Origin of the sequence: Cardiobacterium valvarum (assembly GCF_900460955.1) — a bacterium.
GTDB lineage: Bacteria > Pseudomonadota > Gammaproteobacteria > Cardiobacteriales > Cardiobacteriaceae > Cardiobacterium > Cardiobacterium valvarum.
Genome location: NZ_UFUW01000001.1, coordinates 769,246 through 784,844, shown reverse-complemented (window position 1 = coordinate 784,844; position 15,599 = coordinate 769,246). Strand labels below are relative to the sequence as shown.

16 protein-coding genes are annotated in these 15,599 nt (G+C 59.4%); 10 read left to right on the top strand and 6 right to left on the bottom strand.

Going from position 1 to position 15,599, the window contains the following annotated elements; all coding sequences use genetic code 11:
- Positions 1-37: 37 nt before the first annotated feature.
- From DY250_RS03780 to rlmE, 4 genes are read right to left on the bottom strand one after another with little or no spacing between them, the layout of a single operon-like run.
- Complete coding sequence (locus DY250_RS03780) at positions 38-1,123, bottom strand: tetratricopeptide repeat protein (RefSeq protein ID WP_115610978.1); 1,086 nt, start codon at positions 1,121-1,123, stop codon at positions 38-40.
- The gene (folP, locus tag DY250_RS03775; protein WP_115610977.1) at positions 1,120-1,956 is read right to left on the bottom strand and encodes a dihydropteroate synthase; all 837 of its coding nucleotides are present in this window, start codon (positions 1,954-1,956) and stop codon (positions 1,120-1,122) included. The genes DY250_RS03780 and folP overlap by 4 nt, the downstream gene beginning before the upstream one ends.
- Positions 1,956-3,869: an ATP-dependent zinc metalloprotease FtsH gene (gene ftsH / locus DY250_RS03770; protein ID WP_115612762.1), complete on the bottom strand. Its 1,914-nt coding sequence runs from the start codon at positions 3,867-3,869 to the stop codon at positions 1,956-1,958. Before ftsH ends, folP begins: the two co-directional genes overlap by 1 nt.
- A gap of 24 nt (positions 3,870-3,893) precedes the next feature.
- Positions 3,894-4,520 carry a 23S rRNA (uridine(2552)-2'-O)-methyltransferase RlmE gene (rlmE, locus tag DY250_RS03765; protein WP_115610976.1) on the bottom strand — a complete coding sequence of 209 codons (627 nt, stop codon included), beginning with the start codon at positions 4,518-4,520 and terminating at the stop codon, positions 3,894-3,896.
- Between the two features lie 41 nt (positions 4,521-4,561).
- Here rlmE and yhbY point away from each other — a divergent pair, with 41 nt between their 5' ends.
- From yhbY to DY250_RS03750, 3 genes are all read left to right on the top strand, one after another.
- On the top strand, positions 4,562-4,858 hold the full coding sequence (gene yhbY, locus DY250_RS03760) for a ribosome assembly RNA-binding protein YhbY (protein WP_245951017.1): 297 nt from the start codon (positions 4,562-4,564) through the stop codon (positions 4,856-4,858).
- A 112-nt stretch (positions 4,859-4,970) separates the two neighbouring features.
- Positions 4,971-5,855 carry a tetratricopeptide repeat protein gene (locus tag DY250_RS03755; RefSeq protein WP_115610974.1) on the top strand — a complete coding sequence of 295 codons (885 nt, stop codon included), beginning with the start codon at positions 4,971-4,973 and terminating at the stop codon, positions 5,853-5,855.
- Positions 5,856-5,861: 6 nt separating this feature from the next.
- Positions 5,862-6,242, top strand: a complete 381-nt coding sequence (locus DY250_RS03750; protein ID WP_115610973.1) for a DUF488 domain-containing protein — start codon at positions 5,862-5,864, stop codon at positions 6,240-6,242.
- Between the two features lie 108 nt (positions 6,243-6,350).
- Here the strand turns inward: DY250_RS03750 and DY250_RS03745 are convergent, their stop codons facing one another.
- Positions 6,351-7,292 (bottom strand): L-lactate dehydrogenase, encoded by a 942-nt coding sequence (locus DY250_RS03745; RefSeq protein ID WP_115610972.1) that lies wholly within the window; start codon positions 7,290-7,292, stop codon positions 6,351-6,353.
- 31 nt (positions 7,293-7,323) lie between these two features.
- Positions 7,324-8,172, bottom strand: coding sequence for a YicC/YloC family endoribonuclease (locus tag DY250_RS03740; protein ID WP_245951016.1), 849 nt, complete (start codon positions 8,170-8,172; stop codon positions 7,324-7,326).
- A gap of 160 nt (positions 8,173-8,332) precedes the next feature.
- Between DY250_RS03740 and gpmA the strand changes: the two genes are divergently transcribed.
- The 7 genes from gpmA (at position 8,333) to DY250_RS13910 (ending at position 15,581) form a co-directional block, all read left to right on the top strand.
- Positions 8,333-9,019, top strand: a complete 687-nt coding sequence (gpmA, locus tag DY250_RS03735) for a 2,3-diphosphoglycerate-dependent phosphoglycerate mutase (protein ID WP_115610970.1) — start codon at positions 8,333-8,335, stop codon at positions 9,017-9,019.
- A gap of 107 nt (positions 9,020-9,126) precedes the next feature.
- On the top strand, positions 9,127-11,115 hold the full coding sequence (locus DY250_RS03730; protein WP_115610969.1) for a pilin: 1,989 nt from the start codon (positions 9,127-9,129) through the stop codon (positions 11,113-11,115).
- Between the two features lie 192 nt (positions 11,116-11,307).
- On the top strand, positions 11,308-12,582 hold the full coding sequence (locus DY250_RS03725; RefSeq protein WP_115610968.1) for a tetratricopeptide repeat protein: 1,275 nt from the start codon (positions 11,308-11,310) through the stop codon (positions 12,580-12,582).
- 30 nt (positions 12,583-12,612) lie between these two features.
- A complete protein-coding gene (locus tag DY250_RS03720) occupies positions 12,613-13,095 on the top strand; it encodes a YbhB/YbcL family Raf kinase inhibitor-like protein (RefSeq protein ID WP_115610967.1) in 483 nt (160 codons plus the stop codon).
- A gap of 569 nt (positions 13,096-13,664) precedes the next feature.
- Positions 13,665-14,291, top strand: a complete 627-nt coding sequence (locus DY250_RS03715) for a GDSL-type esterase/lipase family protein (protein ID WP_115610966.1) — start codon at positions 13,665-13,667, stop codon at positions 14,289-14,291.
- A gap of 277 nt (positions 14,292-14,568) precedes the next feature.
- Complete coding sequence (locus tag DY250_RS03710) at positions 14,569-15,411, top strand: hypothetical protein (RefSeq protein WP_115610965.1); 843 nt, start codon at positions 14,569-14,571, stop codon at positions 15,409-15,411.
- A gap of 14 nt (positions 15,412-15,425) precedes the next feature.
- Positions 15,426-15,581: a hypothetical protein gene (locus tag DY250_RS13910; protein WP_172542183.1), complete on the top strand. Its 156-nt coding sequence runs from the start codon at positions 15,426-15,428 to the stop codon at positions 15,579-15,581.
- Positions 15,582-15,599: the final 18 nt, after the last annotated feature.

Genomic DNA, 15,599 nt, shown 5'->3' with positions numbered 1-15,599 from the left:
CTGCTTTTTTATGGTCTTTGGCATCAGCGGCAAGGCATCAAAGGTTTTCCGGCTCTACCGCGGCAGAAGCGGGTTGTAGCGCAGGTTGCGGCGGTGTGGTTTCGAGGGTTTTTAATGCTTGCAGAGCGCGTTCTTGCGGCCAATAGAGGCGGCTGTTGTTGTCTGCCGGCAGGATGGCGGGCGGGGTATCTGCGCATTTTTTCTGGTGTTGCAGGGTTTGCAGGATGAGGGCAGCAGGTAAGCCGCCGTTTTGCGCGGCGCTTTGCGCGTAGTAGGCGCAGGCTTTGTTTTCGTCTGCGGTTTCGCCCCAATCGCCGCGCCGGTAGATTTGGCCAAGGATGAGGGCGGCGGTGCTGTCACCTGCATCACTGGCGCGTTGTAGCCAGTCGAGGGCCTGCTTGTCGTCGGGTGCGACGCCTTTGCCTGCGTGGTAGATGTCGAGGGCGAGGTGGCGCATGGCAGCAGCGTCTGCAGGTTGACCGGTCGCGGCTTTTTCCAGCCATTCGCGCGCCTGCTCGACGTTTTGCGCGCCGCCTTTGCCGCTTAACCAGGCAAGACCAAGATTGCGCATGGCACTGGTGCTGCCCCGCTCGGCGGCACGGTTATATTTTTGTCGCGCCTGCGTGAGATTCTGGTTGTCGACGGCGAGGTTGCCCTGCCAGTCGTAGGCGGCGGGATGGTTTTGTTTGGCGGCTTTGGCGAACCATTTGGCGGCGTCACGCTGTTTGTCGCTGGCGATGCCGTAGTAGTCAAGGATGCCGAGGGCGGTTTGGGCATCGGCGTTGTTTTGCTTGGCGGCTTTGGTGAACCATATACGCGCCGTGGGGTAGTCGCGGCGCAGGGCGTATTCCTGGCCGAGGTGGTATTGGAAGATGGGATCGTTATCTGTCTGCGCGGTGTCTTGGGTGGCAGGCGCTGAAGCGGTTTCTTGTGCCGATACGATGGCAGGCTCGGCTACCAGAACGGCTTCTTGCGTTGATGCCTCTGTGGGCTCGGTTACCGGGACGGTTTCTTGTGATGCCGCTGCGGCGTTATCCGGGGTAGTAATGGTTTGTTCGGGGCTGTTGTCCTGGGCATAGGCAAGCGGAGTGAGCAGGGCAAGGGTCAGGGCGAAGTATTTCATGGTTGGGTGGTGGGTCGGAGGGCATTGGCGATGCGCAGGGCATCGCGGGTGGCCGCGATGTCGTGGGCACGTATGATGGCCGCACCTTGCCAAGCGGCAAGGGCGGCGAGGCTGATGCTGCCGTAGAGGCGCGCATCAACGGGGGCGTTATCAAGGTAGTAGCCTATGGTGGATTTGCGCGAAACCCCGATGAGGACGGGATAGCGTTCGTGACTGAAGCGGCGGCAATCGCGGATGAGCGCCATGTTTTGCGCAGGCGTTTTGCCGAAGCCGAAGCCGGGGTCGAGGATGAGGCGGTCAGCGCTGATCCCCGCTTCCAGGCAGGCATTGACGCGGGCTTTCAGGTAGGCATCAACTTCGCTGACGACGTCGGTATAGTCAGTGTGCTGTTGCATGGTGTCGGGCATACCGCGCATGTGCATGAGGCAGATGGCGACATGCGGGTAGCGGGTAAGCAGGGCGGGGGCGCCATCGTCTTCGAGGCCGTGTACGTCGTTGATGAGATCCACGCCGAGTTCGAGCATGGCGGCCATGACGGCGGTTTTTTTGGTATCAATGGAGATGGGGCACTGTCCATCAGCCACGAGTGTCCGCACGATGGGGGTGAGGCGGGCGATTTCTTCTTCCGCCGGGACTTCTTGTGCGCCGGGACGGGTGGATTCAGCGCCAATGTCGATGATGTCCACACCTTCGGCCCGCATTTGCCGCGCGCGGGCAAGGGCTGCCGTAGGGTCAAGATAGCGGCCACCGTCGGAAAATGAATCGGGCGTGCAGTTCAGCACGCCCATGAGGTTGGTTTTGCTCAGGTCCAGGGTGTAGCGGCCACAGCGCATCAGAGTTGCTCCGCCGGTTTGTCACCGCTGTCCAGGCTGTAATCGTCGTGATGTGGGCGCGTTTTGTCGTCGCTGGGGCCATCCCAGTCGGCGGGATCGCGTACCGGACGCCGTGCCATCAGGTCATCAATTTGTCCTTCGTCAATGGTTTCATATTTGATGAGGGCTTCGGTCATGCTATGCAGGATGTCCATGTTGTCTTTGAGGATTTTTTCGGCGCGGGCATAGTTGTGGTCAATGATGCTGCGGATTTCGGTGTCAATAGCGTGTGCGGTTTCGTCCGAGATGTTTTTGTGTTGGGTAACGCTGCGGCCAAGGAAGATTTCGCCTTCTTCTTCGCCGTAGGCGAGCGGCCCGAGTTTGTCGGACAAGCCCCAGCGGGTCACCATGTTGCGCGCGATGGCAGTGGCGCGCTCAATGTCATTGGAGGCGCCAGTCGAAACTTCGTCTTCGCCGTAAATGAGGGCTTCGGCGATGCGACCGCCATAGAGGGTGGCAATCTGGCTTTCCAGGCGGCGGCGCGAGTAGCTGTAGCGGTCTTGTTCGGGCAGGAACATGGTGACGCCGAGGGCGCGGCCACGCGGGATGATGGTGACTTTATAAACGGGATCGTGATCCGGCACAATGCGGCCAACGATGCAGTGTCCGGCTTCGTGGTAGGCAGTCATTTCTTTTTCTTTGTCAGACATGACCATGGAGCGGCGTTCGGCGCCCATCATGATTTTGTCTTTGGCGTCTTCCATGTCTTGCATGGTGATTTTCTGGCGGTTGCGCCGTGCGGCAAAGAGCGCCGCTTCGTTGACGAGGTTGGCGAGGTCCGCGCCGGAAAAGCCGGGGGTACCGCGTGCGATGTCAAAGGGTTTGACGGTGTCGTCGAAGGGTTTCTTGCGCATGTGCACTTTGAGGATTTGCTCGCGGCCTTTGAGGTCGGGCAGGCCGACGACGACCTGACGGTCGAAACGACCAGGACGCAGCAGCGCGGGGTCAAGGACGTCCGGGCGGTTGGTCGCAGCGATGACGATAACGCCTTCGTTGCCTTCGAAGCCGTCCATTTCCACAAGCAACTGGTTCAGGGTTTGCTCGCGTTCGTCGTGTCCGCCGCCGAGGCCGGCACCACGCTGGCGGCCAACGGCGTCAATTTCGTCAATGAAGATGATGCACGGCGCTTTGGCTTTGGCTTCTTCAAACATGTCACGCACGCGCGAGGCACCGACGCCGACGAACATTTCGACGAAATCGGAACCGGAGATGGTGAAGAACGGTACTTTCGCTTCGCCGGCAATCGCGCGGGCGAGCAGGGTTTTACCGGTGCCGGGCGGGCCAACCATCAGCAGGCCGCGCGGGATTTGTCCACCCAGGCGGCTGAATTTGCTGGGGTCGCGCAGGAATTCGACCATTTCTTCCACGTCAGCCTTGGCTTCGTCTGCCCCGGCCACATCGGCAAAGGTGACTTTGATTTTGTCTTCGGGGATGAGGCGGGCGCGGCTTTTGCCGAAGGAGAAGGCGCCACCCTTGCCGCCGCCCTGCATCTGTCGGGTGGTGAACATGAACAGGCCGATGAGCAGCAGGATGGGCAAGAGGTTGATGAAGATGCGGGTCAGCAGGCTTTCTTTTTCCAGTGGTTCGCTGCTGATGTTCACTTTGGCGGCGCGCAGGTCGCCGACAAGGGCGCGGGTATCCGTCGCTTCGGGGTTGTTGGTGGTGTAACGTGTACCGCCGCGATCGGTAAAGGTGATACGCGCGTTTTGCAGGTCAATCGATGCACTTTGCACCTCACCGTTATCAACGCGGTCAAGGAATTGCGAGTAGCTGACTTCGCGCGAGCCGCCGGTGGTACCGAATTTGCCCATCTCGCCGACGAGTACCAAAAACAGCAGTATCAGCCCGCCCCAGATAAGTAATGATTTCCGCATATCGTTCAAAATATTGTCCTCTCTCTAATTTTTGCGGCCAAACCCGCGTGCCAGCAGGTAGGTTTCCTGACTGCGCGCGCGCGAGGCTTCGGGTTTGCGCGTGGCAACGGTCAGAAAACGGCTTTTCAATGAGCGCAGTAGTGTATCAAAGCCCGGTCCGTGGAATATCTTTGTTAAGAAACTTCCACCTTGTGTCAGGCGGCTTTCGGCGAAGTCAACGGCCAGCTCGACCAGATACATGCTCTTCGCCTGATCCACCACGCGGACACCGCTGGTATTGGGGGCCATATCGGAAATTACAAGGTCCACTGTGCTGCCGCCCAGTTCGGCATAGAGTACGTCCAGTACTGCATCCTCGCGAAAATCGCCCTGAATGAAGGTGACATCCGGCAGGGCATCCATCGGCAGAATATCGAGGGCAATTATCCGCCCCTGCCCACGCAGGCATTCGGCGACATACTGCGACCAGCCACCGGGCGCCGCGCCGAGTTCGACCACGGTCATGCCCGGACGGATGAGGCGGTCTTTTTCCTGAATTTCCTTGAGTTTGTAAACCGCGCGTGAGCGGTAGCCTTCCTGCTGCGCCTTCTGCACGTAAATATCGTTGAAATGTTCTTTCAGCCAGCGTTGGCTTGTTTTGCTGCGTGCCATTGCCTTACCATATGTTCTCGAAAAATCAACAGGATATCCAAGTGTTAACTAAAAACCAAATCCGCTTTTTAAAAGCGCAGGCGCACCACCTGCACCCCGTGGTGATGATTGGCGCGAACGGCATCAATGAAGGGGTGGACCGCGAACTCGAACGCGCCCTCGACAGTCACGAACTCATCAAGGTCAAACTGGGCAACGTTGAAGATGAGTTGCAGGCAGAGATGATTGCCCATATCACGGCCGCGCATCAGGCGGATTTTGTGCAGAAGATCGGCCACGTCGCGATGTTTTACCGCAGGAATGAAGATGCGGTGAAAATCACGCTGCCGAGGGACTGACCCTGGCAGGGAAAACCACCGCTTGCGGTGGTTTTCCTTTATCACGCGTTCGCCACCCCATTTGCTTTCCCATGCGACAATACCCGCCTAACCACAAAATCCGGAAATCACCATGCCCATTCGTCCCCTCCTTCTCACCGCTGCCCTGATCCTCGCTCCCACCCTGCACGCAGACGACGGCACCACCTTGCAACAGGCCGCTGACGCGCGCAACCAGGCGGATTACGCACAAGCCCACGCGCTTTACGACACACTCGCCGCCGCCGGCAATGCCCGCGCCGAAGCCCGCTTGGGGCAAATGCAGCTTGCCGGCGAACTTGGCCGCAAAGACGACACGGCTGCCCTCATCCACATCCGGAAAGCGGCAGAAGCGGGCGACGGCATAGGCCAGTACCTGCTCGGCAGTGCCTACCAACGCGGTAACGGCGTCGAAAAAGACCCGGCTACTGCGCAAAAGTGGTTCACTGCGGCCGCGAAAACCCTGGCACAAGCTGCTACCCATAATGACGCCGAGGCTCAATTCATCCTCGCCATTCTCTACCTGAACGGCCAGGGCGTTGGCAAAGACGATGCGCAAAGTCGGCAATGGCTGGAAAAAGCTGCGGAAAACGGCAATGCCTCCGCGCAAAACCTGCTGGGCAATACCCTGCTCGCCGACAATGCGCAAGAAAACAAACGCGCAGCGGTGAACTGGCTGAAAAAAGCCGCCGCCCAGGGTCACAGCGTGGCGCAAAACACCCTCGGCGATCTCTACAAGAACGGGCGGGGCGTCATCGCTAACCCGGCCACCGCCGCCGAGTGGTACCGCCAGGCCTTCGAAAGCAGCGGTAAAGCCGCCGCGCAGGGCGCCATCATGGCACAGATCCAGCTCGCCGAACACTATTACTACGGCACCGGTACCGACGTTGACCGCGACAAAGCGCGCGAGTGGTACCAAAAAGCCGCCGCACAAGGCAGCGACAAAGCCAAACAGGCCCTGCAAACCCTCAATCCGTGAGAAGCCATGTTCAGCGTACAGCGCATCTACGACTACATCCCGCAAGCGGATGAAACCGGCATCTTCCTCGACCGCCTCTACCCGCGCGGCGTGCACAAAGAACTGATGGCGCAAGTCGTTTGGCTGAAAGACCTGACCCCGTCGGCGGAACTGCGCCGCTGGTATCACGCCGACAGCGACAACCGCTACGCCGCATTTGCCGAGCGCTACCGCAGCGAACTGCTTGACCCGACCCACCAAGCGGCACTGACCGAACTGTGGCGCCTCAGCAAATCCCACCCGCATACGGTGTTGCTCACTGCCGTTAAACATCCCGAACACTCGCACATCGCCGTTCTGCTTGACTACCTGCACGAAAACGGCGCACCCGACGACATCCAGACCTGAGTAAGCAGCGTCAATACTGGGCCCGCCAAGCGGCGTAAATCTGGCTCCGTCAAATCACCAAAAAGGCGCCCTGTCGGGCGCCTTTTTCATGCGATGGCTGCGGGTTGGTTACAGGCAGATGAGTTTGCCGTCTTTCAGCACGCCTTCCTGGGCGTCATAGAGAATTTGCGCGCTCTGCGAGAGGGCGAGGCTTTCTTCTTTATTGAGCGGCGGCATGAGGGTATCGAGGATGCCACGACGACCAACGAGGCGCGGCAGCGACAGGCAGACGTCGTCAAAGGCACAGCTGCCGGAGACGGTAAAGATGGCGTGGCGGTCGTTGATGATGGCGTCGGCGAGGCTGTTCACCGCGATGCCGATGCCGTAGTAGGTGGCGTTTTTGCCGGCGATGATGGAAAGGGCCGCACCGCGTACGTTGGTGGCGATGTCGTCCATTTCTTTTTTGCCCCACGGGATTTGCCGCTCGCTCATGAAGGTGGCGACGGGCATGCCGGCAATCAGCGCGCTGCTCCAGCACATCACGGAGGAATCGCCGTGTTCGCCGAGGGTGTAGGAGTGGACGTAGCGTGCGTTCACCCCGGCGCGTTCACCGATGAGCTGACGGAAGCGGGCGCTGTCGAGGATGGTGCCGGAGCCCATGACGAGTTCCGGGGTCGGGTGCAGGGCACGAGTGATGCTGGTCATGATGTCCACCGGGTTGGACACGATGAGCACGACGGCATCCGGTGCTACGGCCACGACTTGCGGCACGATGCTGGCGAAGATGGCAGCGTTACGCGCAAGCAGGTTGAGGCGCGATTCGCCCGGTTTCTGGTTCGAACCGGCGGCGATGACGACCAGCGCCGCGCCCTGCAGGTCGGCGTAGCTGCCCGCATAGGCGCGCACACCCCTCGCCAGCGGGGCACCGTGGGCGATGTCGGCCGCTTCGGCTTTGGCGCGCGCTTCATTCGCGTCAATCAGGACGATTTCGCTGCATGTGCCGTTCAGCATCATGGCGTAGGCAGCGGTGGCGCCGACGAATCCGGCACCGATGATTCCAACTTTTGCCATTGTGTAGTCTCCTCTAAGGTTGGGGTTGAAATTAAACCAAATTCTGTACTTGCTCGCGCATCTGCTCAATCAGCACTTTCAAGTCCACGGCAGCCTGACTCAGCACGTTATCGCCCGCTTTCGAGCCCAGCGTGTTGGCCTCACGGTTAAATTCCTGCATAAGGAAATCCATACGCCGCCCGATGGCGCCGTCCTGCCGCAAGGTCTTGCGCGCCTCTTCCACGTGGAAACGCAAGCGGTCCAGTTCTTCCTGCACATCCATTTTAGACAGGATGGCGGCGAGCGTCTGCCCGGCCACAGCAGGATCAATCTCTGTGCGCAGCGCGGCTAATTTTTCATGCAGCTGTGCTGTCGTTTTTTCCTGCAAACGCGGCAGGTGGGCGTGCACATGCGCCAGCTGCCCGTCAATATCATCCAGCCGCTGCACCAGTACGCGGACAATCGCCGCGCCTTCGCGTTCGCGCATGGCAAGGAAGTCGCCGAGCGCCTGCTCAAAGAGGTGCATCACCATATCGTCCAACTCGACTTCGCTGTCGCGTTCGCGCACCAATACACCGGGCAGCGCCAGCACGTCGCCCCAGGCAGGTTGACCGAGGGCATTGCCACTGTCGGCGGCGGCGAGAGCCTGTAACCATTGCGCAAGCGCCGCACTGTCCAGCCGTTGTGTGCGCGCATCGGACAGCGTCTCCACGAAAATCCACACTTCCACCTTACCGCGCTGCACCGTCGCCTGCAAACGCTCGCGAATGCCGCCTTCCAGATGGCGCAGGGCATCCATCATTTTCATCTGCACTTCGAGGAAACGGTGGTTGACTGATTTCAGCTCAACGCTAACGCGCCAGCGCCCGTTTTCATCTACCGCCCGGGCGAAGGCGGTCATGCTTTGCCGCATAGAAAAACCCGATTAACAAACTGTGCGGCATGATACGCCTTTTACCACCGCCTTGCCGCCAGATTGCCAGCATCGGGCAATCCGACTACAATTCCTAACGAAACGTTACTTTTAGCGTTACCTTTCCCCCAACCCACCAGGAGACCCTATGAAACTCGTCCTTTCCCGCCACGGCCAAAGTGAATGGAACCTGTCCAACCGCTTCACCGGCTGGGTGGATGTCGATCTCACCGCGCAAGGCGTCGAAGAAGCCATCGCCGGCGGCAAACTGCTGAAAGAAAAAGGTATCCAGTTTGACGTTGCCTTCACCTCCTACCAAAAACGCGCCATCAAGACCCTGCACCTCCTGCTCGAACACTGCGACCAGCTCTGGATACCCGAATACAAAAGCTGGCGCCTGAACGAACGCCACTACGGCGGCCTGCAAGGGCTGAACAAAGCCGAAACCGCAGCCAAATACGGCGACGAACAAGTACACATCTGGCGCCGCAGCTTCGACGTCCCGCCGCCCGCCATCGACAAAACCAGCGAACACTACCCGGCGAACGACCGCCGCTACCAGGAAGTGCCTGCTGCCGAAATGCCGGTTGGCGAAAGCCTGAAAGACACCATTGCCCGCGTACTGCCCTACTGGGACAGCAACATCGCCCCCGAACTGCGCCAGGGCAAAAACGTCCTCATCGCGGCACACGGCAACAGCCTGCGCGCGCTCATCAAATACCTGATGAACATCAGCGACGAAAAAATCCTCGAACTGAACCTGCCGACCGGCACCCCGCTCATCTTCGACCTCGACGACAACCTCAACATCGTCAGCGCGCCGGAACTCTTCTAACCAAACCACCCCGAACGGGCGGCCTGCGGGTCGCCCGTTTTATTACCACCTCTCCCGCCAAGCGGGACAACCACGCGATTTACCCCCATCCCAACCCAAGGAACCCCATGCACAAACACCTCCTCGCCACCGCCCTCGGCCTCAGCCTTGCCAGTCTTGCCCACGGCGAAACCGCACAAGAAAGCTGGCTGCACCGCACCCTGCCCGCCGAAACCGCTGCCTACGCCCGCATACCCGGCGTGTGGTTCCTCGAACAAAGCGCCCTGCCCACGAGCTCCGTGTATCAGAGCGAAGCCTACAAGAACCAAAGCCAGATCATCCGCAAAGCCCTGCAAGAAAAACTGCTCACCCTGCTGCCACCCGAAGCAGCGAACACCTTGCGACCACTACTAGAACACCTCACCTCGCCGCTCGAAGCCGCCTTTATTACCAATAACCACGGCATGACCATCCTTATCGCCAGCCATATCGAGCAAAACACTGCACAAGACACCCAAAAAACCCTGCAACAAATCTTCCCCGCACCGTGGCAAGTGAGTGCTGACCGCATCCAGAACAGCGCCGAAAAAAACGCCCCCATCATCGCCTACCGCTTTGATGACAAACAAAAACGCCTGCTGCTCGCCATCAACAGCGACAACCAGCCCGATGCCCAAGTCGCCTTCATCGACAAAAACGACGGTAGCGCGCCCTTTACCGCACAAGAAAACCGCCTCGATCCCGAACACAACGGACTCTACCTCTGGGCCAACCCGCAAAACCCGCTCATCCAGATGGGCATCAGCCAACAGCAGGACATCCTGCAAAAACTCGGCCTTGACCGCGTCCAGCAAGCATCACTCACTTGGGCTGCTGCCGAAGGCCGCCCGCGCCTGCAACTCAGCCTTGGCCTGCCGGACAACGCCCCGCTCAACCTGCCCGCTGCCACCGCGAACAACCTCGGCACCCTGCATTACCACGGCAACATCGCTGCCCTTGCCGCCTTCACCCTGCCAAACGACGCCCAGCTGGACGCCGTCCTGGGCAGCAACGGCGAACTCAAAAAGAACCTGCAACAAACCCTCGGCGTGAGCGCTGACGACCTTGCCGCCCTCGGCACCATCCACTACCTCAGCGACGACAACGGCCGCTACCTCGTCCTGCCACAAAGCGCCAAACCCGCGCTGAACAGCCTCCTCGACAAACTCCAGCAAAAAGGCCTCCTGAAAAACCGCAGCATGGGCCGCGACAACATCGAACACCTCGCCTTCGTCAGCCTTGCCAACCTCATTAGCGAGGGCAATACCAACACCCCGGACCCTGGCAAAGAAGCCTTCCTCGCCCTGCTGCTCAACATCCAGAACCACTACTACCTGCGCGACGAAGGCGACAACCTCCTCATCACCACCCTGCCGCAGCCCCTCGCCGCGCGCGCCAAAGCAGGCGACAGCACGCCCAAACTCGGCGACTGGCTCAAAGCCGAACACCACAACCTCGACGGCGTGAACTACGCCTACATCCAGAACCAGCGCAACCTCAGCCGCGACAGCTACTACGAGGGCCTGCGCCGCCTGCAAATGTACGCCGACCTCGCCGGCACACCGCTCGACCTCAGCCAACTGCCCGATGCCGAGAGCGCCAACCTGCCACAACAAGGCACCATCGCCCTGCGCCTGAGCGGCGGCGGTAGCAACCCCACCCTCTCGCTTGACCTGCAAAACGGCCTGGATGACCTCGCGAACCTTGCCGGCAGCACACCGGCCATTGCCATGCTCGGCATCGCTTCCGCCATTGCCCTGCCGGCGTATCAGGACTACACCGTGCGCGCCGAAGTCTCCCGCCCCCTCTACGAAACCGCCGCGCTGCGCGACGCCATTGCCGCCGAAGTGCCTGTGAAAGCGGGCAAAAAAGGCCAGAAAAAAGTGGCGAAGAACTACGCGGAATACATCCCCGGCAATCATGTCCGCGTCGAAAACGACGACATCCACATCACCGTCAAAAGCAAGAACCAGAGCGTGAATGGCGAAACCATCACCCTGCACTATGACCGTGCCGGCAAAACCTGGCAATGCCAAACAAGTATCAGCCCGCGCTACCTGCCGCTGATGTGCCGCTAACCCTTCACATGCAACAAAAACCAGCCAAGCGGGCAGCCATGCCCGCTTTTGCGTAGAAGCGCAGATGACCGCTCCCGGAAAACCATCCGGCTGGCGGTGCCCCGCGTCATAGCGCCTGCGGCGCCTGCCTCGCCAGTTTGATAGCCGGGATTGGTATAAAATCCCGCGCACCCCCAGCCAACGGAAACCCACATGACCCGCAATCTCCTCCTCCCCCTGCTCCTCGCCACCCTCGCCCACAACACCCTCGCCGCCAACGACAGCGGCGAATGCGACCGCGCCGCCGATCCCATTCACCCCGGTAATCCCGCAGACGTGGCTGGCGTCAGCCACATCATCTTCCAGACGGGCGGCACTGACGACAGCTCCGCCACAGCCAGCAAAGACACCCTGGTCATCACGGATGAAGCCATGTGGGACAGCCTTCGCCTCGCCTGCGAAAACAGCACCGAAGCCCATGCGGGTACCCCGCGCTACGCCTACCAGCTCGCCCGGCTCTACGAAGCGCGCAATCATCACGTTTCCGCCGAAAAATACCTGCGCCGTGCCGCCGAACAGGGCGATCCCGTCGCGCAAACCCGCTACGGCATGGAAAAAATCAACCATTGGCGCAACAAAGACGGCCTCAAATGGCTCGGTCGCGCCGCCGCCCAGGGCTACATCCCCGCCATGGAAGCCCTCGGCGACTACTACGAAAACAACACTGACATCGCCCGGGCCGCCCTGTGGTACCAGCAGGCCGCCGAAGCCAAAAGCGGTTACGCCGCGCGCAAACTCGGCCAACTCCGCCTGACGGAAAAGCGCCGCAACGAAGCACGCACCTGGCTGGAAAAAGCCGCCGCCTACGGTGACGCCCGCGCCATGCTGCTCCTCGGCGACGACTACCGCGACAGCGTCCCCGCCAAAGCCTTTACCTACTACCAGGCCGCCGCCGAAGCCGGTGAACAGGACGCCTACTACCCCTACGCCCGCGCCCTGCAACAAAACGGCAAACCCGCAGAAGCCCTGACGTGGTACCGCAAAGCCGCCCTCGACGCCCTGGATGGCCGCGCAGCCGAAACCCTGGGCGAACTTTACCTGAGCGGTAAAGAAGTACCGCAAAACAGCGCCGAAGCCTTGTACTGGCTGCAACGCGCCCACACCGCGCACGCCGAAAACCGCCTCGGCACCCTGTTTGAAAACGGCGAAGGCATCAACCAAGACATCGCACTCGCCCTCGAACACTACAACAACGCCCTCCTCGCCGTCGATGCCGGACAAGAAGAAACCCGCCATGCGCACCGGAAAATCGCCGACCTGACCTCAGGCAACGACCGCGCCGCCGTACAAAAACGCAAACAACACTACCGCGCCGCCATCATGCTCGGCAACGACAGCGCTATCGACCTGCTCACCGCCCTCGGCGAAGACAGCGACACCATCAACGCCCTATTGCAAGAGCGGCGTAACCAGCAAGACCAGCCTTAACCCCCAGCTTCAACAACCCAGGAACCTGCCATGACAGCACCCTTCACCCTCACCTCTCCCGCCTTCAATAACAACGACACCCTGCCGCTGGCGCAAGTCCACAACGGCGCAGGCGGCGCCAACCGCTCGCCCGAACTGCACTGGGCCAACCCGCCCGCCGGTACCAAGAGCTTCGCCCTAACCTGCTACGATCCCGACGCCCCGACCGGTTCCGGCTTCTGGCACTGGTACATCATCAACCTCCCGGCGGACGTGCACAGCCTTGCGGAAAACGTCGCTGTGGACGGCCTGCCCGCCGGTGCCCGCCATGGCCGCAACGACTATGGCGATTACAACTACGGCGGTGCATGCCCCCCGCCCGGCCACGGTGCCCACCGCTACATCTTCACCATCCACGCGCTTGACTGCGACCATCTCGACCTGCCGCAAGACGTCACGACCGCCCGCATCGGCTTCACCGTCTGGCAACACAGCCTCGGCAGCGCCAGCCTGACCGCCACCTTTGGCCGCTAGATCAGGTGTGTCCGCACCTTTTGATACACACATAACCCTGTGATCAGCGAAGAAAAATCCCTCCTCCTGCCTGCGGGAGGGCGGGCACCCATAAAAAATGCGAGCATTTTTATATGGGTACCGGGAAATGCCGCGTAGCGACGGAGGAGGATAAAAATACCTGCTGGTCCAACTTTCCATGGTTCGTTCTGCGGACACCCCCTCACCCCTTGTATGCTTTCCTCGCAGGGCGCATGAAGCGACTTGCACAACAAACCCCAGCCGTGGCTCTCCCGCAAGGGGGTAAGGGGTTCCCTTTGTTTTTGCAGCCATTTTTACAACTTTTGAGAGGTGTAGACATCTATGTCCGCCTGGCACAAAATCCCTTCCCCCGCTTGCGGGGGTCGCACTTCAAGGCGAGAAAATTAGAGGGGAAGTGTTCACTCGCAAGATGAAACACATTCAGCGCGGCAGCGAGCTATTTTTCCTACACGCCGCCGCTAGTAATACCCCAGCCCCCTCCCCCGCATAGACATACGGCAGCGGCCTCCCTCCCCGCCGTTACATGAACCACCCACACCGAGACAGCCATGCCCACCCGCCGCCAAACCCTGACCCTTCTTGCCGCCTTGAGCCTTGCCGCTTGCAGCCGCCGCCGCAAACACGCCGGACTACCGCGTGGCAGCACCGTCCTTGCCCTCGGCGATTCCCTGACCTACGGCTTCGGCGCCAACCCGGACGAAGCCTACCCGCCCCGCCTCGCTGCCATGAGCGGCTGGCACATCATCAACGCCGGACAAAGCGGCGACACCAGCAGCGGTGCCCTGGCCCGCCTGCCGCCGCTGCTGCGGGAACACAACCCGCGCCTCGTCATCATCAGCATCGGCGGCAACGACTTCCTGCAACGCCTGCCCGAACAGGAAACCCGCACCAACATCACGGCCATCATCGCTGCCTGCCGCGATGCGGGCGCGGACATCATCCTCGTCGGCGAACCCGGCATCAGCCTCGGCGCTGCCCTCGGCTACCCCGGCGACCACAACCTCTATGCCGATATCGCCGCCGCCGAACGCGTGCCCTACTATCAAGGCGGCTGGTCAAAAGTCCTCGGTAAAGACACGCTCAAATCCGACCAGATCCACCCCAATGCTGCCGGTTACGCCGCTTTCACCGAAAACTTCGCCGCCTGGCTGCGGGAAGAGGGCTGGTTGCGCTGAGGGATACCCTGCCCAAAATCCGCAAGACCGCCCAGCCCTGCTCACCGCCTGATGAAGAACCATTGTCTATAAAGAATCCGACGCTTCAGCGTCGGATTCTTGCTTTCCGGCCCCCCGCACGCGACAGAAGCCGCAACAAAGACACCCGCGGGCCTTCCTCAAATGCGCCAAAAATGCACATGACAAACTCTTTACAAATCCGTAACGGAGGTGTATAGTTTCCCCACAAAAACCGCATAACAACACGTTGTTCCCTTGGAAGGCAAACATATAAATCATGATAAACCAACCGACCAATACCGCCCGCAAGCCGCTGCTTCTTGCCCTAGGGCTTGCCACCATCGCCATGTTTGCCGTATGTGATAACGCGCAGGCAGAAGAGACAGCAAAAGCGGCGGACTTGTCGGAGAGTGCGGTAGAGAGCCGTGCATCGGATGCTGACGTGTCGGCAGGTAAAGTCCTTGCCAGCAGGCAGGCATTACCGCAAGCGGACACAAAAACACAGCATGAATGCCCAACAGGCATCTCGCCTGCACAAACCAGGGAGCAACTGGCTGAGAACATGCTTTCTTTTGCTAAAAACGCGCGGGATAAAGGACGGGAGTTTTACTCGCGCCATAATATTGCCTGCTATTTTCAGGGCGATATAAACTGGATAGTATTTAGTAAAGGTGATAATGAAGGTGATAAAAAGAAAGAAGTCCTTACTGAACTTCCGGACATTTGGGGTATTGATGGGGTTGATAGCCTCAATATTCTTCATATTCTTCCAAGCGAGGACTATGAATTTGAGATCTTGTATGATTCCCAAGATAAAGGGTATACAATTACCCTAAGCGGGATAGATAAGGATTTTAACCCGATTCCTGTTTTAGACAAGTATTTTACTGATACTGCAAGACATGGTTACCATGATCCTATAAAGGAGGGAGACATGGGTATAACAAAGCGCTATAATCCTTATATCAGCATAGACAGAAAGAAACCAATAGAATATTATTCTGGCATTAAGTATAGCTATGGTCAAGAATTGAAAAGCAGCTGGGGGCTAGAAATGACGACTGAAGCATATGCATTTCAATTATGGATTACATATTCTCCCAAACAGACAGATGACTAACTCAGGAGTGTTTTATGGATGACATAACCAGACGCGATATAGAAGAGATGTTTTCCGATGAGGTAAGAAACGATTTGCAAAGTGAAAAAAATTTGGCAAAAATGCCATTTCAGAAATTGCAGACGCCTTATATAACTCTCCTTCCGCACGGCAGAATTTGCAGAACATGATGGAACGCAATCTGCAAA